This is a genomic window from Paenibacillus sp. GXUN7292 (assembly GCF_050864975.1).
Taxonomy (GTDB): Bacteria; Bacillota; Bacilli; order Paenibacillales; family Paenibacillaceae; genus Pristimantibacillus.
Window position 1 is genome coordinate 1 of sequence record NZ_JBOZWO010000061.1, and the last position, 21504, is coordinate 21504.

At 45.9% G+C, this 21504-nt stretch carries 18 protein-coding genes; 14 read left to right on the plus strand and 4 right to left on the minus strand.

Annotated elements, in window-relative coordinates:
- The first annotated feature begins 910 nt into the window (after nt 1–910).
- From ACRRU2_RS27085 to trhA, 11 genes are all read left to right on the plus strand, one after another.
- Nucleotides 911–2167: an aminopeptidase gene (locus ACRRU2_RS27085; protein ID WP_432506445.1), complete on the plus strand. Its 1257-nt coding sequence runs from the start codon at nt 911–913 to the stop codon at nt 2165–2167.
- 166 nt (nt 2168–2333) lie between these two features.
- Nucleotides 2334–3380 carry a fatty acid desaturase gene (locus ACRRU2_RS27090; RefSeq protein ID WP_432506447.1) on the plus strand — a complete coding sequence of 349 codons (1047 nt, stop codon included), beginning with the start codon at nt 2334–2336 and terminating at the stop codon, nt 3378–3380.
- A gap of 175 nt (nt 3381–3555) precedes the next feature.
- Nucleotides 3556–4692: a sensor histidine kinase gene (locus ACRRU2_RS27095; RefSeq protein ID WP_331697983.1), complete on the plus strand. Its 1137-nt coding sequence runs from the start codon at nt 3556–3558 to the stop codon at nt 4690–4692.
- Nucleotides 4689–5294, plus strand: coding sequence for a response regulator transcription factor (locus ACRRU2_RS27100; RefSeq protein WP_331697982.1), 606 nt, complete (start codon nt 4689–4691; stop codon nt 5292–5294). The genes ACRRU2_RS27095 and ACRRU2_RS27100 overlap by 4 nt, the downstream gene beginning before the upstream one ends.
- A gap of 151 nt (nt 5295–5445) precedes the next feature.
- Nucleotides 5446–6906, plus strand: coding sequence for an ABC transporter substrate-binding protein (locus tag ACRRU2_RS27105; protein WP_331698085.1), 1461 nt, complete (start codon nt 5446–5448; stop codon nt 6904–6906).
- Between the two features lie 279 nt (nt 6907–7185).
- Entirely contained in the window at nt 7186–9138 is a 1953-nt protein-coding gene (locus tag ACRRU2_RS27110; RefSeq protein ID WP_432506450.1) for an ATP-binding protein, read from the plus strand.
- A 389-nt stretch (nt 9139–9527) separates the two neighbouring features.
- A complete protein-coding gene (locus ACRRU2_RS27115) occupies nt 9528–10091 on the plus strand; it encodes a hypothetical protein (protein ID WP_331697980.1) in 564 nt (187 codons plus the stop codon).
- Between the two features lie 201 nt (nt 10092–10292).
- Nucleotides 10293–10685 (plus strand): LapA family protein, encoded by a 393-nt coding sequence (locus ACRRU2_RS27120; RefSeq protein WP_432506452.1) that lies wholly within the window; start codon nt 10293–10295, stop codon nt 10683–10685.
- An 88-nt stretch (nt 10686–10773) separates the two neighbouring features.
- Nucleotides 10774–10980, plus strand: coding sequence for a hypothetical protein (locus tag ACRRU2_RS27125; RefSeq protein WP_331697977.1), 207 nt, complete (start codon nt 10774–10776; stop codon nt 10978–10980).
- Between the two features lie 158 nt (nt 10981–11138).
- The gene (locus ACRRU2_RS27130) at nt 11139–11837 is read left to right on the plus strand and encodes a hypothetical protein (protein WP_331697976.1); all 699 of its coding nucleotides are present in this window, start codon (nt 11139–11141) and stop codon (nt 11835–11837) included.
- A 64-nt stretch (nt 11838–11901) separates the two neighbouring features.
- On the plus strand, nt 11902–12546 hold the full coding sequence (trhA, locus tag ACRRU2_RS27135) for a PAQR family membrane homeostasis protein TrhA (RefSeq protein ID WP_432506454.1): 645 nt from the start codon (nt 11902–11904) through the stop codon (nt 12544–12546).
- A 10-nt stretch (nt 12547–12556) separates the two neighbouring features.
- Here trhA and ACRRU2_RS27140 read toward each other — a convergent pair whose 3' ends face one another.
- The 4 genes from ACRRU2_RS27140 to ACRRU2_RS27155 all read right to left on the minus strand — a co-directional run bounded on the left by ACRRU2_RS27140 (nt 12557) and on the right by ACRRU2_RS27155 (nt 16959).
- The gene (locus ACRRU2_RS27140; protein ID WP_331697974.1) at nt 12557–13393 is read right to left on the minus strand and encodes a lipase family protein; all 837 of its coding nucleotides are present in this window, start codon (nt 13391–13393) and stop codon (nt 12557–12559) included.
- 132 nt (nt 13394–13525) lie between these two features.
- Nucleotides 13526–14710: a CorA family divalent cation transporter gene (locus ACRRU2_RS27145; protein WP_331697973.1), complete on the minus strand. Its 1185-nt coding sequence runs from the start codon at nt 14708–14710 to the stop codon at nt 13526–13528.
- Between the two features lie 107 nt (nt 14711–14817).
- On the minus strand, nt 14818–16029 hold the full coding sequence (locus ACRRU2_RS27150) for an NAD(P)/FAD-dependent oxidoreductase (RefSeq protein WP_331697972.1): 1212 nt from the start codon (nt 16027–16029) through the stop codon (nt 14818–14820).
- A gap of 48 nt (nt 16030–16077) precedes the next feature.
- Nucleotides 16078–16959: an AraC family transcriptional regulator gene (locus ACRRU2_RS27155; protein WP_331697971.1), complete on the minus strand. Its 882-nt coding sequence runs from the start codon at nt 16957–16959 to the stop codon at nt 16078–16080.
- A gap of 195 nt (nt 16960–17154) precedes the next feature.
- Between ACRRU2_RS27155 and ACRRU2_RS27160 the strand changes: the two genes are divergently transcribed.
- The 3 genes from ACRRU2_RS27160 to ACRRU2_RS27170 are packed head-to-tail and all read left to right on the plus strand — an operon-like array spanning nt 17155 to nt 20933.
- Nucleotides 17155–18327, plus strand: a complete 1173-nt coding sequence (locus ACRRU2_RS27160; protein ID WP_432506458.1) for a galactokinase — start codon at nt 17155–17157, stop codon at nt 18325–18327.
- A 30-nt stretch (nt 18328–18357) separates the two neighbouring features.
- On the plus strand, nt 18358–19347 hold the full coding sequence (gene galE / locus ACRRU2_RS27165; protein ID WP_432506460.1) for a UDP-glucose 4-epimerase GalE: 990 nt from the start codon (nt 18358–18360) through the stop codon (nt 19345–19347).
- A gap of 20 nt (nt 19348–19367) precedes the next feature.
- Nucleotides 19368–20933: a UDP-glucose--hexose-1-phosphate uridylyltransferase gene (locus ACRRU2_RS27170; RefSeq protein WP_432506462.1), complete on the plus strand. Its 1566-nt coding sequence runs from the start codon at nt 19368–19370 to the stop codon at nt 20931–20933.
- Nucleotides 20934–21504: the final 571 nt, after the last annotated feature.

Sequence of the window (21504 nt, forward strand, 5' to 3'; positions counted from 1 at the left end):
ACTACCGCCCCGCTTTTCCTTTTCCGTGCTACCATTAGAAATTTTCTGGTATAACAAAATGTTTGCAGGAGTAAATAATTTGTATGAGTAAATAATCAGAATGCTGAAATCAATCATGCAACAATGTTATAATTGTAGGAAATAATAACCGCATAGTTTACAGCTGAATTAGCAGCCTGGCAGAATAGGCGGTATATGCTGCAGATTGCAAAATATATGAAAGTATAAGGCTATTACCATATATCCGTTCTTATATTTTCACCGGTAAATGCGCTCGCCCAAAGGACAGCAAAGCTGTTTATCCTTGGCCAGCGGGATTACACTTGCCATAAGTAAGCATAGTGTACAGGTATGTGTATAGATAGTTTGCGTGCATAGTGTGCAGGCACATTGTTGAGGTAAGTGTACAGGTATATGTATAGGCATAGTATTCGTGCATAGTGTACAAACACATTGTTGAGGTAAGTGTACAGGTATGTGTAAGGCATAGTATTCGTGCATAGTGTACAAACACATTGTTGAGGTAAGTGAACAGGTATGTGTAAAGGCATAGTGTGCGTGCATAGTGAACAGGCACATTGTTGAGGTATAGTGTACAGGTATGTGTAAGGCATAGTATTAGTGCATAGTGTACAGGCACATTGTTGAGGTAAGTGTACAGGTATATGTATAGGCATAGTATTCATAGTGTACAGGTATATGTATAGGCATAGTATTCGTGCATAGTGTGCAAACACATTGTTGAGGTAAAGTGTACAGGTATGTGTAAGGCATAGTGTGCGTGCATAGTGAACAAACACATTGTTGAGGTATAGTGTACAGGTATGTGTAAGGCATAGTGTACAGGTATGTGTATAGATAGTGTGCAGGCATACAGGTATAAACAATATCGTTTTTCATGAAGGAGAGAATGATGATGACCGTATCGGGACAGCAAATGAATTTAGAGCAGCAGTTGGACAAATATGCAGAGTTAATCGTACGCACAGGCGTTAATGTGCAGTCTGGCCAAGATGTGTTTATTACGGCGACTATTGAATCGGCGGGGCTTGTGCGCCGAGTTGCGAAGCAAGCATATGCTGCCGGTGCAAGCAACGTGCACGTGGATTGGAGCGATGACGAATTATCGCGTCTGAAATATGAAAAGGCGGCTGATGAGGTGTTTGCCAGCTTTCCAGCTTGGGAAACAGCCAAGCGCGGCGATTTTGTTGAGCGCGGAGCCGTTTTTATTTCGATCGTGTCCTCCAGTCCTGATCTCCTGAAGGGCATTGATCCAAACCGCATTGCCAGCTATCAAAAATCGGCAGGCCAAGGGTTGCAGCAGTTCCGCAGAGCGATACAAGCGGATAAGGTGAGCTGGACAGTCGTTGCCGCTGCAGGCAAGGAATGGGCGCAGAAGGTTTTTCCCGAAGCGAGCAGCGAGCTGGCAATCCAGCAGCTTTGGCAAGCGATATTCGATGCTGTGCGCCTTCATGAGGCGGACCCGGTAGCCGCTTGGGTGAAGCACAACGAAACGCTTCATGAAAAGGCAGAAAAGCTGAACCAGCTGAAGCTGCACAAGCTTCATTACAAAGCGCCGGGCACGGACTTGACCGTGGAGCTGCACGAGAAGCATTTGTGGGTCGCTGCAGGAAGTACGAATGAAAAAAATGTTTCCTTCATGGCCAATATGCCAACGGAAGAAGTATTCACGGTTCCCTACAAAGACGGCGTCAATGGTTTTGTATCCAGCACGAAGCCGCTTAGTTATGGCGGAAATATTATAGACGGCTTTAAGATCACGTTTGAAAAAGGGCGTATTGTGGGCTATGAAGCAGAGGAAGGGCAACAGTTTTTGCAAAAGCTGGTCGAGATCGATGAAGGCTCCCATTACCTTGGCGAAGTAGCGCTGGTTCCGCATCATTCGCCTATTTCGGAGTCCGATATTTTGTTCTACAATACCCTTTTCGATGAAAATGCGTCCAATCATCTTGCCATTGGAAGCGGCTATGCCTTTAATATTGAAGGCGGAAAAACCATGTCGCCAGAGGAGCTCGCGGCGCATGGCGTGAATGCGAGCATTACTCACAATGACTTTATGATCGGCTCGGCAGCCATGGATATTGACGGGATTACGCATGACGGCACAATTGTACCGATATTCCGACAAGGTAATTGGGCAATCTAATGAGTATGGCTGTCAATTTGTAATGAATTGACAGCCATACTATTGTTTATATGACAAATGTCATGCTTATACACTGACAGGTATGACTATGCGCTTTCCTTCAAACTTCTTACAATTAAAGTAGTAAGAAGTGCCTGACTTTAAGGCCCCGAATTGGAGGAACAGCATGTCTGAGCTAAAACAAGCGCAATTGAAAAAAACGATGTCTCCATACGAGGCAACCAGTGTAAAAACAAGTGTTATTCAGCTGGTTAATACGATTTTACCTTTAGTTGGCCTTTGGCTGCTTGCCTATTACAGTTTATCGGTTTCCTATTTCCTTACTTTTGCTTTTAGTATTGCTGCGGCATTCTTCTTAGTGCGCACATTTATTATTTTTCATGATTGCTGTCACGGATCGTTTTTCAAAAATCGCAAAGCGAATGATTTTTTTGGGATGCTGACGGGAGTGCTCACGCTAGTGCCTTACATGCAATGGAAAAATGCTCACGGCATTCATCATGCGACAAGCAGTAATTTGGATAAGCGGGGAGTCGGCGATCTTTGGATATTGACGGTCGATGAGTTCGCAGCTGCATCAAGATGGCGCAGATTTGCATACCGTGCCTATCGTAATCCGTTAGTGATGTTCGGGCTGGGTCCTATCTTTGTTTTTGTGCTGCAATACCGCTTTAATCGCTCAGGCGCCCGCCGCAAGGAAAAAATCAACACGTACGTTATGAATGCGCTAATTGTAAGCTTCTACACGCTGCTCGGTCTTGTTATCGGCTGGAAGGCACTGCTGCTTGTTCACTTTCCGATCATGTATTTGGCCGGCATGCTTGGCATATGGCTGTTTTATGTACAGCATCAATTTGAAGAATCATACTTCGAGCATGATGAGGAATGGAGCTATGTGCTTGCTGCTGTGGAAGGAAGCTCTTATTACAAGCTGCCAAAGCTGCTGCAATGGCTGTCGGGCAATATCGGCTTTCATCATGTGCACCATCTTAGCCCTAAAATTCCGAATTATTTGCTGGAGAAGGCTCATAACGAAACACCGCCGCTGCATAAAGCGACGACGATTACCATTAAAGAAAGTCTGCAATCGCTTCGCTTCAAGCTTTGGGATGAGCAGAACAGAAAGTTTGTCAGCTTCAAAATGGTAAAGCATCGTATCTCTAAAAAGCTGGCCACTAAAACTTCCAAGCAGGGAACGCTGAAGGCGAGCTGAATATAGAGAGCTGAGTCAAGAACTGAATCTAGAACTGAATCTAGAACTGAATCAAGAACTGAATCTAGAACTGAATTATGAGCTGAATGGAGAACCGACACATTGGCACTCGTTAGCCATATCTAATGCATGTTATCGGCAGTTTACAGAGCTGCAAATTAGAAGGAGGCTTTCATTGAACAAGTGGTATCAAATTTTTCATAAAAGTACAGTGCTAAGCCCCTATGTCTGGCTAGTGTTCTGTATATTGCCGTTTTATTTTATATTTCAATCCTCATCCACGGGTGCCGTAGCTTCCGGGATTGTAATGATCGTTTTGTTTTTTGTATGCTACCGGCTGTCCTTTTTGTCAAAAGGATGGCTTGTCTATTTTTGGACAAGTGTGCAAATTATTATTTCGATCACAATGACTGTACTATTCAGTTACGTGTATTTTTCAATTTTTCTAGCCTTTTTTATTGGAAATGTTCAAAATCGGGCTGGATTTATAACCTTATATACGATCCATCTGATTACGACCTTTATCGCAGTCAATTATGGTCTGGTGACGATGAAGACGCTGTTTTTCACACAATTCCCTTTTATATTAATCAGTTTGATCGTCGTTATTCTTCTCCCTTTCAATACGTATAACCAAAAAAAGCAGGATGTGCTGGAGGGTCAGCTGGAGGACGCCAACAAGCGGATTGCCGAGCTGGTCAAGCTGGATGAGCGGCAGCGGATTGCGCGTGATCTTCACGATACGCTTGGCCAAAAGCTTTCGCTTATAGGGCTGAAGAGTGATCTTGCGGCAAGGCTGGTAGCGAGGGAGCCTGAGCGGGCCAAGACGGAAATATTGGATGTCCAGCAAACAGCGAGAACTGCGCTGAAGGAAGTGCGGGAGCTAGTGACGCAAATGCGCGGAACGCGGCTCGAGGATGAGATGTTTCGCATTCAGCAAATCTTGCATGCGGCCGATATCAAGCTGGAGATTGAAGGTGATCCGCTGCAGGTATCGACGACTTTGCTTACCGAAAATGTGCTGAGCATGTGCTTGAAGGAAGCTGTTACAAATATTGTAAAGCACAGCAACGCGACGCTTTGCAAAATCAGCTTCCAAACGACGCCGATGGAGTTTGTCATGACGATAGAGGATGATGGCGTAGGCTTTCCCGCTAACAAAAGCGGAAGACCGGGCAATGGATTAAGAGGGATGCGGGAAAGGCTTGAATTCGTAAACGGCAACCTGGAAATAGTATCAAACGACGGCATTACGCTTAAAATGTCTGTTCCCAATGCAGTGAGACAACCGATGAAGGAGCTGAGCGAATGATTACAATTGTAATAGCGGAGGATCAGCGCATGCTGCTGGGCGCACTTTCATCGCTGCTTGATCTGGAGGACGATATGTGCGTAGTAGGACGTGCCAGCAACGGAGCTGATGCGCTGCAGCTGGTAGAGCAGCACAAGCCTGACATCTGTATTATGGATATTGAAATGCCTGTTAAAAGCGGGCTGGAGGCGGCGGAGGAGCTAAAGGATACCGAATGCAAGGTCATTATCCTTACTACCTTTGCCAGAGCAGGTTATTTTGAACGAGCGCTCAAGGCGGGCGTCAGCGGCTATTTGCTGAAGGACAGCCCCAGCGAGGAGCTGGCTAGTTCGATTCGCAGCGTTATGGCAGGCAAACGCATTTATGCCAATGAGCTTATTGATGAGGCCTATGGTCCCAGCAATTCGAATCCGTTGACAGAGCGGGAGAAAGAGGTGCTGGGCCTTGTTGCAGACGGGAAAAATACGAAGGAAATTGCCAGTGAGCTGTTTATAACGACAGGAACGGTACGCAACTATATATCTGTCATATTGGATAAGCTTGGCGTCAGCAACAGGATTGAGGCGATCACGAGATTCAAGGAAAAGGGCTGGTTCAAATAGGTATAAAAGAGGATGACTGCACGCATTCATTAACAAATAATGGAATGCACTGCAGTCTATTTTTTTAAAATTGCAACCTTATGGCTAGTCTTGTCGTATAATATATGGTACATATTGGATGAAAAAGAGGATAGGGGGAGAAGAGTTGCAAGTGAAAAGTTGGTTTAAAAAGCTGGTTGCAGGAGGACTGCTCGCAACGATGCTTGCGGGATGCAGCTTAGGCGGGGGATCAGCGCCGAAACCGGTAGAAGGTTCGTTGAAGGTTGTATATTATGATGAGGGCAGCTTCTTTCAGGACTTCGGCATGCTGTTCGCCGCTTTGAACGAAAAGATTGATATTCAAGTTGTTACGACACAAAACCTTTACCGCAATCGGGGTGATGATCCTGAGTTTGATTATGAGAAAGCATATCAAGAATTTCTAGAAGCTGAAAAGCCGGATCTTATTATGGTGGATACATCACAATATGAGAAAATGGCCTCAGAAGGCAAGCTTCATGATTTGGAAGCTTTTATGGCACAGGAAAAGTTCGATACTGAGGGCATGATACCTGGCATCGTAGAGCATATGAAGGAGCTTGGCGGCGGCAAAACGTACGGCTTCCCAACGACGTTCAGCAGCCAGGTGCTGTACTATAACAAATCTCTTTTTGACAAATATAATGTCGATTATCCGACAGATCAAATGACGTGGTCTGAGGTTATATCGCTGGCCAAGCGTTTTCCTACCGACGGCAGCGATCAAGACCGTATATACGGCCTCAAGATGGGCTGGAGCGATCAGTTTAGCCAGGTTGTCAGTATGCTTGCAGAATCAGAGGGCTTGAACTATGTGAATGCTGCTGAGAAGACGATGACGATCAATACGCCAGGCTGGAAAACAGTTGTAGAGACTGCGCTTGATGCTGTCAATTCCAAAGCGTTATATGTTGAGAACAATAATTTTTCGGGATCGCAAACCTATGAGGATTATTTGATGCGCAACCCGTTTATTTCAAACCGCTTGGCGATGACGGTTGACGCCAGTTACTTCATGGACGAAATAAAGCGGGCCAAGGAATATTTCAACGAAGAAGGAAAAACAGTTGAGGATTGGGATCTAGTCACGATGCCGGTCAGCGTGCAAAATCCAGATCAAAGCTCTTCCACCTGGTACAGTAACATATTTGCAATATCGGCACAATCCACGAACAAAGAGCTTGCCTGGAAGTTTATCTCGTATATCGCAAGTGAGGATTATGCGCGAGTAAAGGCCAAAACAGGCTTTAACGGCGGTTTCCCGGTCCGCACCAAATATATTAAAGACGAAGCGGGACGCAACTTTGAAGCATTCTATAAGCTTCGTCCGGCGTCACGGAATATGTATGAAGGTATGGACAAGCTTCCTCGGCAGTTCGGCTTCTCCTTTAATTCGCTGATGGAGGAGGAGTTCCAAGCGATTAAAGAGGATAAGAAGACGATTGACGAAGCGCTAGGCATCCTGCAGACAAAAGGCGAGGAGCTGCTGCTTCAGGAGCCGATGTCAGATGAGGAAATTCAAAAAATGATCGAAGAGAAATACGGCAATGCGAGTGGCGGCGGCGTAATAGTAGAACAAGCTGTAAGTGAATAAGTAAATCTGTAACCGAAAACTCCAGAATGGAACGGGGCATCCCTTATGTCATGGATGAATGACGATAGGATGCCTCTTTTTAATGCTGATGCTGCAATATTGCCTGTAGAGATGATTGTAATTTTTCAAAATGGCGTGTAATCCGCTTTTTTATAAAGGAATAACTGTATTTCTATTGATTTTATAGGAATGATCATCTAATAATAGAGAGGAAATGATGGCAATAGATTGAAATAAAAGAAATTATCGTATGTCAACTAGACAGGTTGAGGTGGGCCGATGAGAAATAAGAAGGCCATTGTACAGGTAATGGCAATAGTTATACTAACCGTAATCACTTCGCTTATTTCAGGAACTGCTTCGGCTCAGCTTATACAGGCTGCCGAGCAACAGCCCACAATAATTGAGCAATGGCAAACTCGTTTATTTTACTCGAATAAAAGTTTTATAAAAACTGTTAACATAGAGCAGCTTCTTGCTGGCTTGGAAAATGGCTACTTGCAATCCGATACAGAGGAAAAACGCCCCAAGCGGCTGAAGCAAAGCAGCGTTGCCTGGATCAAGTTTCAATTGCCGCAGCATCTAGACTATGAACGCCCGGCATTATACATAGACAAATTGTACGGTCAAAATATGCTGCTTGTTCTGGATCACCAAATTATGATCCAGTCTGAGCGTAATTATCCCTATATCAATAACCCGGTGCTGCTGCCTCTTACGAGTGAGGACAGCAATAAAAATGTATTTATTTTGCTGGAGACAGAAGCAAGCCGCATCGGCTTGCACAGCAGTCCAAGGATTGACAATATCGATAATCTTGAACATATGTACACGAGGCATGGCATCATGGACATTGTATCAGGCGCGACTTGTGTAATAATAGGTCTGCTTATATTGCTAGGTTCATTTATAATAGTAAGATCGAAGCTGCGCTGCTTCTACTGGCTGGGCTCAATTTTGCTGCTCAGCGGCACGCTGATCATTACGTCTTCTAACTATGTTTATTTTGTATATCCGGGTGCAGGCATCGCAGCCTATTATTTGGCGGAAGTATCCGCCTTGCTGTTACCTCTGTTTCTTTTTTACTTATTGGAGAGCTTATTTGGGAAAGGGCAGCACCAGTTGATAGCCAGAACCAAAAAAGTACAGCTTGCAATCGCATTAATTGGTTGCATCTGGCTATTCAGCAGCTTTTTTAACGCTGAAATTCTAGGCATGTACCGGCAAATCAGTATTATATTGCTTGGGCTCTCTGCGCTTGCGAGCATTTTGTTTTTAATTGTTTTTCTCATACATGCGCTGAATGAAAAAAATAAAGAGGCGCTAATTTTTATTGCAGGCTTTGCTCTGTTCGGCATTTGCATTGCTGTGGATCAGCTGCGCTTTTTGGGGCGGGAAGGAGATTACAGCCTATACTTGTGGAAGTGGGGCTTGCTGGCTCTGCTGGCAACGTTCATCCTGCTGCATATTCGATTTTTTCTTAGAAAATATGAGCAGCTGCTGTTGTACTCTGAGCAGCTCGAATCGTTGAACAATGAGCTTCAGCGTTCGGAAAAGCTGGAAATGATAAATCAAATCGCCGCTTCGGTCGCACATGAAATCCGCAATCCGATTCAAGTGACAAGGGGCTTCCTGCAGCTGCTTTCGAGCAATTCTTTAACGACCAAGGAAGTCGGTTATGTAAAGCTTGCTATTAGCGAACTGGACCGCGCAACTGAAATTATTACTGATTTTTTAAATTTTGCAAAGCCGCAATATGAAAAAAATACAATATTGAAGCTGAACGATGAGCTGGATCAAATAAAAGCGATTATTTTTCCGCTTGCGGTCGTTCACGGTCATCAAATTGAGATGAGATTGGAGCCGGAGCTTTATGTGCGCGGCTCATCATCCGATTTTAAACAAGCGCTTATAAATATTATTAAAAATAGCATTGAGGCGATTAAGGCCGAAGGCTTGATTACGATTCAGGCTTATAAACGGATAGAAAAAAATAAAATAATGATTATTATAGAAGATAACGGTGAAGGAATGAAGGAGGCAGATTTGAAGCGGCTCGGCGAGCCCTTTTACTCCCAAAAAACGAAAGGGACGGGCATTGGGCTAAGCGTAACGTTCCGAATTATTCAAGCGATGCAGGGGGAAATGCTTTTCTACAGCCAAATCGGACAGGGCACGAAGGTTAAAATTATTCTGCCGATTGCCTATGAGGATGCGGCCAGCATCAATTAGGAGCTTCAAGAGCTAACTAATATTACCGAATAAATTATGTGGTCAAGCATATGAATTAATATTGAGTTAAAAATAGAAATCCAGTAAAATGGATTATGATTCGTGCTAACTTGACTGAAAACAATTGATAGACGAAAAGCAGCTAGACTAAAGTCTAGTGAGCGTTATTACCTTAGCAGGTTAAGAATTTGTTTCTCCTGCCTTATAGTTAATACGTACAAGTTTGTTCAAATATAAGAATTTATAAGTTTTGCACACGAATCAATTTCATATTTTGCATTTTGAAATTAAAATTGATTCCTTCCTGTTCTTATATTTCTGTCGGTAAACGCGCTCGTCCAAAGGACGGCGGAAGCCGTTTATCCTTGTTTAATGTGGAGGTAGTGAGCATGAGCACTGATATTTATGTACTTTTAACAGATACGGGTACAGTTCTGACTAAGATTATAAGAAGCTTTACGCGCGACCCTCTTAACCATGCCTCCATTTCATTTGACATTGATCTGAATGAAGTGTACAGCTTTGGACGTAAAAACCCTAGCAATCCTTTTTTTGCAGGCTTTGTAAAGGAAGACGTACGAGGTGAATTTTTTGAAGATTCGATGTGCGCATTGTATCGTTGTCGCTTAAGTGAAACCGAATATAATAATATACGAAGTCAAGTTATGCACTTTATTCAGCACCAGGAGCGGTATAAATATAATTTGATAGGCATGCTAGGAGTTTTGTTTAATTTTGAAATGAAACGGGAACATTCCTATTTTTGTTCGCAATTTGTAGCTACTGTATTTGAACGCAGCGGCATTAATCTAGTTGATAAATCACCGCTGCTCGTAAAACCCGGCGATCTGCAGAATACACCGCGCCTGGAGCTGGTTTATCAAGGCAAGCTGCATTCCTATGCTGCTTGCAACGATATCAAATCTGCCAATAAATCTTTTCAAACAGCATAATCAAACAAACCGGTTCAAAATGCTTCGTTGCCAATTATTGCAACGGAGTATTTTTATATGCGGATGCAGATAAGCTATGGATTTCGACAGCGATTCGCGCAGGCAGCAGGCAGATTGCCATATGGAGAACGGGAGAGCTTGATCAATTATCACTAGACTATTTGCGCCAATTATGAGAATCTATTGCTGGAGGGATTGCTCATGAAGGGACAAGGCATGCTTATAGCCGCATTTGCTTTTGCATTGTTAATTGCCATATTTGCAGTTATTAATGTTGAAGCTGTGCAAGTGAATTTTTTATTTGCCAAAACGACTACGCCTCTTATACTTGTTATTTTGGCATCAACGCTGCTTGGCGGATTGACAGTAGGCTCGTTCGGCTTGCTTCGTGAATTGAAATTGCAGCGCAAAGTGAAGCAGCTGGAGAAGCAGCTTGCTGGTATAAACACTCCTGTGGATGCGGATTCGTATTCGAAGCCTGCAGAGCTCGATGAGGAGCAAGCAGACGACAGACATAGCGCGTTAGACGACGAAGAGGTTATTGAATCAGATGCTGACAATGGCAGCTTGCCAAATCAAGAACCAGCCAAATAGCTCAGCTTATAGCCAATATACCTCTTTTAGCTCGACCGATTCTGTAGTAAAATAACAACTATATGGAAAGCTGAAATGAGGTGATTTCATGTCTGAGCAATTGAACGAAGCTGGCGCAGAGCAGCAGTCTTCAAAGGCGCTTTCTCAGGCGGAGCGTGCCAAGCAGCTGCTGGCGCAGAAGAAACAAGGGAAATCAGGTATTCCGGGACAGAAGCATATGTCAACCGGAACAAAGGAACTGAAGAGCCAGAATACGAAGAAGGTTAATAATCAACGTAAAAAAATGGGAGTATAATGCTAGAAGCGCCGGCTCGTTGCAGCAGGGCGTTTCTTTTTTTAAATATCCTTGAGCGGATGGACGAAATTTACAGCCTATTTTTACGCATGAATTGACGCTTGTTCCCACATAATGAATGTATATGTTGGAACAGAATAGATCATGGAGGGCGCAGCATGACAGCAAAAGAAAACAATAAGCTTCATGTCTATTTGCTAGCCGGCGTAAAAACGTCAACTAGCATTTTTACAGAATGCATGGATAAGCTGAGCGACAGGCTGAGCGGAGATGGAGTAGAAGCAACCATTGAGGTGCTGCTGCCTTATGGTGATATGAGCCGCAATCTTGTTCATCAATTAATAGAGGTGCGCAGTGATTTATCCAATGGTCGGCTTGCCAGGCGTATTGGCGGCAAATATGCTTTTTCAAAAATAAAATCTTCTTTGCCGGAAGGAAGAAGAATGCTGCTGATTGGGCATAGCGGCGGGGGGGCAGCTGCCTACCAAGCAGCGCGAATGCTGGAGGTGGAGCGCGAGCAAACCGATTTTCGCATCGTGCAAATCGGCTCGCCGCGCATTCCAATCCTGCCAAAGCTGCAGCAGAAGGTCAGTTATTTCCATGCGGTTGATCAGTCGGGCAAAGGAATTGATCCTATATGCAGGCTTGGCAGCTGGGGCGGCTGGAACAAAGCGGCAAATCATATCATAAGATGGAATGCGAGAAAGTATTCGCCGGGGCATGTAGAAGGCGTGCCGACAATGGGCGGACATGCGGATTATTTCAGGCATGAACATCCCTTTATCGATCAGAACTCGGTTTGCAATCTGGATAAAATAATGGGACGTGTACATGAATGGTTGAAAGGCTGGCTTTGATTCTGTAGACTTATAAGATAATGATGTTGTTTTAAACAATGCAGGCATGGGGGAGGAGATTGCAGTGGCGAATACTCACAGCTTTTCATGGCGGGAGGAAATGGCTAATGCCATCACGCATGGCATAGGCGCGCTGCTTAGCATTGCAGCGTTAGTATTGCTTATTGTTTTTGCTGCTTGGAAAGGAACCGCCTGGCATATTGTCAGTTTTTCTATTTATGGCACCTCAATGCTGCTGCTGTATACAGCTTCTACGCTTGTACATAGTTTCCCGGCAGGAAAGGCCAAGCGAGTATTTGAGGCTCTTGACCATTCGTTTATCTATATTTTTATTGCAGGAACCTATACGCCAATCTTGTTTCATATCGTGAAAGGCGCTTTAGGCTGGACGCTCTTTGGCATTGTGTGGGGTGTGGCAATAGCCGGCGTCGTCTTTAAATCATTTTTCGCCTCCAAATATTTGTTTACCTCGACTATTATTTATATTGCAATGGGCTGGATCATTGTATTTGCCTGGAGGCCGCTGACTGAGCATTTGGCGCCTGGCGGGCTTAGTCTGCTAATTACCGGTGGCGTGCTATATACTGCAGGCACGGTATTTTATATGTGGAGAAGCTTTCCTTATCATCATGCTGTTTGGCATATGTTTGTTTTAGGAGGCTCTATCGTTCATTTCTTTGCCATTCTGTTTTATGTGCTGCCTCGATAGCCATTAAAAATTAAAGCTCATCGCCCGGAAGGTCAAGCGGACACCAGCCGGGAGGCTCGGAGCAGATCGCTTGAGTCAGCTCTTCATTATCTTTGGCCAGATCATTAAAGTAGCTGCTTAGTATATGATTGCCCGATACAGAGCCCATGCGGAAAGAGCGCATGACTTCGCCTTTTACGTGCAGGTAAAAATAATTTTTTTTCGTTTTAGGCGATTGGTATACTAGCGGAGGCAGATGAGGAACAATGTCGAACTCATTTTGGAAGCGCCAGTGGCTGGCTATCGTATAATTATAAAACTTTACAAATTCCGGATCGCCTACTCGGGGTGCGCCGAACGTATAGACGAAGGGCTCGAAAAAATAAGTGTTTTTAGCAATATCAAGTGCGGCAAGAGTAGCCAGCGCACCGCCCAGACTGTGCCCGGTAATAAATAAAGGGCGATCTGGCGGCGTTTGCAGCAGCAGCTCAATTACTTGATCGCGAGCAGACATATAGATGTCGGTAAACCCTTTATGGGTTTGACCGGCATTTTTTACGGGACGATATAACGTTTGCTGTGCGATAAAGTCAGATACCCAGTCCACCGCAGAGCTGGTGCCGCGGAAGGCTATAATTGTAGCTTGATCAGAAGTGATTACAAAGCCGAACGGCTCATAGCGATTATCGTAGGAACGGGCTGTAAATGAGCCGACAAGCGTATAGGATTTGGGGACTAGAAATAAGCCATCCGTTTTATTCTCGTATTGCATATAGGTCTGCCCGCATAAGGCGGCCAGGAATATAGCATTTTGCCAGTCAGGTCCTGCCGGATTGCTGCTGCCGCGTATTTCATCGGTTGGCTGCATTGAATACCCCTCCGCTTCTCGTGATGAAAACTATAGCATTATTGTATGAGTACCGGAAGAAATAATGACCTGTATATAGAAGCGTTTCTTCACGAGAGAAGGCGCGTTAACGCAAAAAAAAGGGCCTGCCGGTTAAGGCTTGCCCTTTTTTTTGCTGCGCAGAGGCGTTGCCTCTCCATGGTTTAGTGTATTGTTTAGTGAAGCGCGCTGCTTATGGAGCGGTTCAGCGTAACTTTTGCGTCCGTTGCGCAGTTTATCATTTTTTTTGCGGTGATGGGCTCTGCTTAACACTTCATCGCCCTTCTCTGCCGCCAAGGAAGGGGCGGAGCGCAGCTGGAGACGTCTTTTGTCCTCGGACTTAGATGACCCCTTGCGATGTCCGAGCCGTATGTATAACACCGTTGTAAGCACAATGACAAAGGCAATCAGGACGGCTATCCACCATACTTGCTCCTGTCCATTCATTTTGGCGGATATAAAGCCCCACAAAATCGTTGCAATCCCTGCCGGAATGAGCAGAATAGCTGCAGTAAGCAGCGATTTGAGCATATCATTGCCGTGGAAGCTGGACATCGCTTCATCCATGGAAATAAGCGTATCAATTTCTGAGGAATAGTGGTTCAGCAGCGTTTCCATACGCTCCAGCTTATGCTCCGTACGCTTGAAGCTGTCGGCCTGCGCGAGCTCATGAATGAATGTTTCTTTGGCAGCTCCAAAAAGCTCTCTTGCCGGTACGAAAAGCTGGCTCCAATGAACGAGGTCATATCTGCGTTCTATTATCGCTTCCAATTGATGAACAGGCTGGCGGAATCGGATGCTTGCTTCCAGCTCGGCGAGCTGCTTGCTGAACTGCTCAAGTCCGGTGTGGATGACGTCTATTAACGAGCCGAGCATGATCATAAAGGCTTCCGGCGCATTGCTGCACAGCTCGTATTTGGAAGTATGCGCTATCGATTGCAAGCGAAGCGGCAGTCTCATATCCTTATGCAGTGTAATAAGCTCATGCTTGCTCATCCAATAATGGAAGGGCTGTATATCATGGCGGTCATCGGATAATTGAACCATTAATGTCCCATATAATACGGGGCCCAGCTCGCTATGCTCCTGGACACGAAATTGGCTGTAGCTGCTTTCCTCGCATTGATCCAGCCATGCAGCGCATTTGGGCAGCTTGCGCTTGGCATCATATATGTTAGTGATTTCACTTTGCTCGCTGTCGGTATCTATCTGCTCGGTTGAAGCCGAGGGCTGCACTCTTGGTTGCTGCAATATTTGCCATTCCCAGCCCGCTGGATAATGAAGCATCCGATGAATCATTGGCTTTCCTCCTGCTATTCCGATATTTCCTAGTATTTGCTACTATTCATCATACCTTGAACAGCTTTGATGCACAACCAGTCCTTTAGGATGAAGCTTGTTATTATTTATCGATGCAAAGCGACAATTTGCGCCAAAGGATTGGCTTTACCCTGTATAAGATCGCGAATAAGCCCCGCTGCAAGCATACTGTAAACAGTTCCATTGCCACCATAGCCGAGGCTGTAAAATATATTAGGCTGCAGCGGATCGGAGCCGATGAAAGGAAGGCCGTCTCTTGATTCGCCAAAAATCGCATTCCATTCATACTTGACGGGCGCGTCGAACTCAGGAAAAAAGGATTGTATTTTTTGCAGCAGCTGGCTGTTTTTCTTAAGTCTGGATTGCTTGTTGTCCAGCGTGCGGCCAGCAGCCTCGTCAAGTCCGCCTGCAATAATATGCCCTTGCTCAGTAGTGCGCATATAGAAGTATGGTCTGGCGGTTTCCCATATTAATTGCCGTTCATGCCATTGCTCCAAATTGCTTTGCACATCGGTTACGATGACAAAGGTGCGGTTGAGATTGGCCTTAATGAGCTTGCTGCGCAGCTGCTCCGGCTCATAGCCGACAGCATATATAAGATGCTTGGCATCAATATGCCAGCCGCTGGATGTGTTAATGCGAAGGCTGCCATCTGAAAGCTTCTCGTAGCCAGTCATTTCTGTATGTTCGTATATTTTTACGCCTTTATCGGCAGCATACTCCGATAATGAAGTAACAAACAGATAGGGATCTATTTCGGCATCTCCTTCTGTTACAATAGCTGCCGGCCTGCGAAATGGGTATTGCTCGCTTATTTGATCGGCAGTCCATAGCTTTGCCTGCAAACCTGCGGCTTGCAGGGCGCTGCATTCCTGCTTGAGCTTAGGCACGTCCTGCTCTGTAGAAGCAATGTATAAGCTGCTTCTTCTTTGAAAGCCAGCCTGTTTATATAGTTTTTCGGCAATCTGTCCGATATCATCAATAGCTTGCCTGCAAGCACGATAAAACAGCTCCGCATTGTCCTTGCCTATATTATGGGAAAGCTCTGTCAGCATAATATCATTGCAGTATTGCAGCAAGCCGGTATTGGCTGAAGAGCTGCCGGAAGCTATTTCATCCTGTTCAAGCACAATAGCAGACACGCCGCTTTGTGCCAGCAGGGCTGCACAAATCATGCCCGACATGCCGCCTCCAATAATAACAGCATCGGCAGCGTCATTATGCTGCAGGCTGGCGAAGCTTTTGCCGGCCGTATAAAGGCTGGGCCAAAACATATTACCTACATATAGCTGTTTCATGAGAGTCCCTCCTGAAGCTATTATGTCCAGTGAGAGTGCCAAGTAATATTAATCGACACTCTGCAGCTCGTTGTGACTAATGATTGCTTTGCGATACGAGGTGGGGGATTTGCCAAATCTTTTACGAAATTGCTTGGAAAAATATAATGCGTCCTGTAGACCGACAGAAGCAGAGATTTGCTCAACGGTAAGATCGAGCCGTTCACGAAGCAGCAGCTTGGCTTTGTCCAGACGCATTTTGAGAAGAAAGGAAACGGGCGTAAGGCCGGTTTGTTTTTTGAAAACTCGGGATAAGTAGGCCCGATTATAACCAAGCGCCTCTGCCATATGTTCAATAGAAACCGGCTCAGTATATTGGGTAGATAAGTAATGAACAATTTGCTCTTGCAAATGCTGCTCTCCAGACGAGCGCGCTGCAACACTCATTTGCTGGCTTGCTTCATTAGCGCTTGCGTATACACTTAATAGAAGCTGCAGCAATCCGCTCGTTCGTAATGCAGAGGCGGAGTCGCCTTGACGAAGAGCAGCATAAAGCTGCCTGAAAAGGATTGCAGCCTTGCGCTTGTCCGCAAGCATTTGCACTGGACGCAGTTCGCTGAAACCGGCCAGCTGCAGCAGCGGCTTGGCATACTCTCCCTTGAATGCGACCCATCTATAGCGCCACGGCTCATCAGTATTAGCTTCGTAGGTTATAATTTGTTCAGGCTGTATGAGGAAGGTATGTCCTGCTTGCAGCTCAAAGATTTTGTCATAAAGGGTGAAGGTTCCTTTACCGGAAAGCACAATATGCATCAAATAGAAATCATATAGCTTAGGCCCGAGGCGATGCGCAGGCTTCGTCTGGCTTTCGCCGGAAAACAGCACCTGCAGGGGCTGGCTTTGTGCAGACGCAGACTCGGATTGAGAAGCAACTGTATAAGTATATTGCATACACGAACACCTGCCTTTTGTTGAATAAAAATGCCCTTTCTTTATCATACCACGCTATTCCAGTGCTAAAACAGTCACATAAATCCATATGAGGGGCATTTCAAGCCATTACGTTCTGCATCCGCTTGAATTATACTAAGGCTAGAACAAAGAGTGCCGTTTAAAATAATGAGATAAAGGAATGTGATGATCACAATGGCAAATATTCAAGAGCTGATAGAGCAATTTGAATCCAGATATGGAGCTTCACAAGCAGAAGTCGCAGTGTTCCATGCCCCCGGTCGCGTCAACTTGATTGGCGAGCATACGGATTATAACGGCGGATATGTATTTCCGGCGGCACTGACATTTGGCACAACACTGCTTATTCGCAAGCGGGAAGATAACCAACTAGGTCTTGCTTCGACTAATTTTCCAGCAGGCAAGCATATATCGATTGAACAGGTTTCTTATGATGAAGCCGATGACTGGATGAACTATCCGAAAGGAATCGTGAATGAGCTGCATCAGCGCGGCGTAGTGTTCAGCTCCGGTTATGACCTGCTGTATCATGGCGAAATCCCGAATGGCTCGGGCTTGTCTTCCTCGGCCTCGATTGAGGTCGTAACCGCATTTGCCTTGCTGTCTATGGAGGGACAGGAGACGAACACTGTAGATATCGCCCTGCTGTCGCAGAAATCTGAAAATGAATTCAATGGCGTAAAATGCGGTATTATGGACCAGTTTGCAGTCGCCAATGGCAAGAAGGATCATGCGATTCTGCTAATGTGCGACACGCTCGAATACGAGCTTGTCCCTTTTCAATCAGGCAGCTATAAGCTCGTGATTGGCAATACGAACAAGCGCCGCGGGCTCGTTGATTCCAAATACAATGAGCGCCGCAGCCAGTGTGAGCAGGCGGTTGCTGAGCTGCGCGCCGCTTACCCGGAGCTTACCTTGCTCGGCCAGCTTACGGCGGAGCAGTTCCATGAGGCGAAGCATTTGATCCAGGATGACATCGTGCGCAGCCGCGCAGAGCATGTCGTGGAGGAAATCGCCCGGGTGCTGCAATCTAATGAAGCGCTGCGCAGCAATGATTTGCACAAGTTTGGCGAGTTGATGAATGCCTCGCATGATTCACTTCGGAATTTATATGAAGTAACTGGAGCGGAGCTGGATGCGATGGTTGATGCTGCTAGACAAGTGGAAGGCGTGCTTGGCTCGCGCATGACTGGAGCAGGCTTTGGCGGCTGCACGGTTTCGCTTGTACACGAGGACCAGGTTGAGCAGTTCAAGCAGCATGTAGGCGAGCGTTATACAGCAGCAACCGGGCTGGTTGCAGATTTCTATGTTTGCAATATAGGTAATGGAGTAGAACGGTTGCAATAAAATAGAGACGGATGAAAGGGGTTGACCGTAATGGCAGTTTTAGTAACAGGCGGAGCAGGATATATCGGTTCTCATACTGTAGCGGCACTTCACGAGCGCGGCGAGGATATCGTAATTTTGGACAATTTGCAGCAAGGACATAAAGAAGCGGTTATAGCGGGGAAGCTGTATGTTGGCGATTTGCGCGATGCTGCTGTGCTGGACCAAATATTTCAGGAAAATAAAATTGATGCGGTTATTCATTTTGCTGCGAATTCACTCGTAGGGGAAAGCATGAAGGTGCCAGGCAAATATTATCACAACAACGTCTACGGCACGCTTTGCCTGCTTGAAAAAATGAATGAATACGGCGTGAGCCGTATCGTATTTTCCTCCACCGCTGCAACTTATGGTGAGCCTGACCGCGTACCTATTGACGAATATGATCGTACCGTCCCAACGAATGCATATGGAGAAACAAAGCTGGCAATGGAAAAAATGATGAATTGGTTCGATGTTGCTCATGGCGTTAAATCGATTTCGCTTCGTTATTTCAATGCAGCTGGCGCGCATGATAGCGGCAAAATTGGCGAGGATCACCGCCCTGAAACGCATTTGGTTCCAATCGTGCTTGAAGCAGCGCTGGGCAAACGGCCGCATGTGTCTGTATTCGGTACAGACTACGCTACTGCCGACGGAACTTGTATTCGAGATTATATTCATGTCAGTGATTTGGCGGATGCGCATGTGCTCGCTGTAGACCGCTTGCGCTCAGGTGCTGATAGCGCAGTATACAATCTGGGCAATGGTCAGGGCTTTTCCGTTAAAGAGGTTATTGATACAGCACGCAAAGTAACCGGCAAGGAGATTCCAGCTGTATATGAAGCGCGCCGGGCAGGCGATCCTGCTGTACTGGTAGCTTCCTCTGAGCGTGCTCGCACTGAGCTTGGCTGGAAGCCGAGCCGCGATAAGCTTGAAGATATTATCGAGAGCGCCTGGAAATGGCATGAAGCCCGCCCTAATGGGTATGCAGAATATTAATAGAGAAGGAGCTGCTTCGCATGACGATCATAAGTGAAACTGTCGCATCAGAAGCGGAGGCGAAGCTGTTCATAGAACAGTTAGTACAATACGCACGGCAAAAGCTTAATTTGGACCCGCTTGACGTAAGCGATACACGCAACCGCCTGCTGGATCTGTTCGATTTCGCAGAGCCGGCGGATGTGCAGGCCCCGCCTGCTCCCGAGCAGGTGCAAACGATTGTTGATCCGCTTATTTCATACGGCTATTCTATTGGCTTAATTCCTGAGAATACAATTAATTATAGAGATTTGCTGGATGCCAATATTATGGGCCTGCTGCTGCAAAAGCCTTCTCAAGTCGCCGCTGCATTTGAAGCTGCGGCAGCAAGCGAGGGAATACAAGCCGCAACAGATCGCTTTTATCAACTAAATATTAACAGCAACTATATTCGTATGGATCGTATCGCCAAAAACCAGCTTTGGCTTCATCCAACCGATTACGGCAAGCTGGAGATAACGATTAATTTATCGAAGCCGGAAAAAGACCCGAAAGAGATTGCCTTGCTGCGCACTATGCAGCAGTCTCATTATCCAAAATGTCCGCTATGCGCCGATAATGTCGGCTATGCCGGCAGACTGGATCATCCGGCAAGGCAAAATCTGCGCATTATTCCGCTGCAGTTGCAAAATGAAGACTGGTTTTTTCAATACTCGCCTTATGTTTATTACAATGAACATAGTATAGTCTTTAAAGCGAAGCATGAGCCGATGGCGATTACCCATTCCTCCTTCGCCAGACTGCTCGATTTTGTAGAAAGCTTCCCGCATTATTTCATAGGCTCAAATGCTGACTTGCCTATAGTGGGCGGATCGATTCTTAGTCACGATCACTTCCAGGCGGGCAGGCATCAATTTCCGATGGAGAAAGCAGCTGAGGAGGCGGGCTTTACCCATCCGCAGTTTGCTGATGTGAGCTGCGGCATTGTGAGCTGGCCGATGTCTGTATTGCGCATAAGAGGCGCGTCCAAGGCAGACGTTCATCGTGCAGCCTGCTATATTCTGGATCAGTGGCGCCAGTACAGCGATGCTGAAGCAGATGTGCTGGCCTGCAGCAGCGACGGCACGCCGCATAATACGATTACGCCAATTGCGAGATTGACTGCGGATCGGAAGTTTGAAATTGACCTTGTGCTTCGAAACAACCGGACTAGTGAAGAGCATCCGGACGGTATTTTCCATCCGCATAGGCAGCATCATCATATTAAAAAAGAAAATATAGGCTTGATTGAAGTGATGGGCTTGGCTGTATTGCCGGGCCGGTTAAAGCAGGAGCTAGAAGAACTGTCTGTTTATTTAACGGATCAGGCGCCCGCTGCAGGCATTCTGAAGGGAAGCCCGCTGGAGCATCATGCTGTGTGGCTGGAGGAGCTTAGAAGCAAGCATGGCGCTTCTCACACGGCACCTGCTGCAAAGCAGCTGCTGCTTTCAGAAACAGGCGACAAGTTTCTGGAAGTCTTGAAGGACGCAGGCGTGTTTAAGCGAACGAGCGAAGGCCAACGCTCCTTCAGAAGCTTCTTATACCGCATCGGCATGCAGGATGCCTAGTGAAATAACCTTTGTGCGCTAATCTTTTGGCTGCGCAAAGGTTTTTTTGTCGTTTAGATCCTAATGATGCGGACACTGACGACCGTTAGCGCTCATTTTTCTCCAACTTCTACTGTCTAGCGGACAGAAATGTCCGTTAGCGGGAAAAAAGCTAGAGAATTAGACTGAATTTTCTTCTAACGGACATAAGTGTCCGCATAAGCAACAAAAAGACTGCTTTTTGCTTCTAACGGACATAAGTGTCCGCACATGCAACAAAAAGACTGCTTTTTGCTTCTAACGGTCATGGATGACCGCATTGCAAAGAGAAGATAGGCGGCTAAATAGATAGCTATGATCGTTTGTTCTTTACACACGATGAAGGCAAGTTAGGTCACCGATAGGTGATTTTGTTATTCAGCGGGTGGGCTGAGCACAAGCGCAGGGCTAAACATGATCGTAGCGGCAAGGTGCGGCGATATCCCCATTAAAGCAGTATTCTCTCTAGCTGGTCAGTCGTTCCGTTATTGCACCCAAAATCGCAGTTTAGAGGCGGCAAAGTGACAGTGGTTCCGTTATTGGTCCATAAATC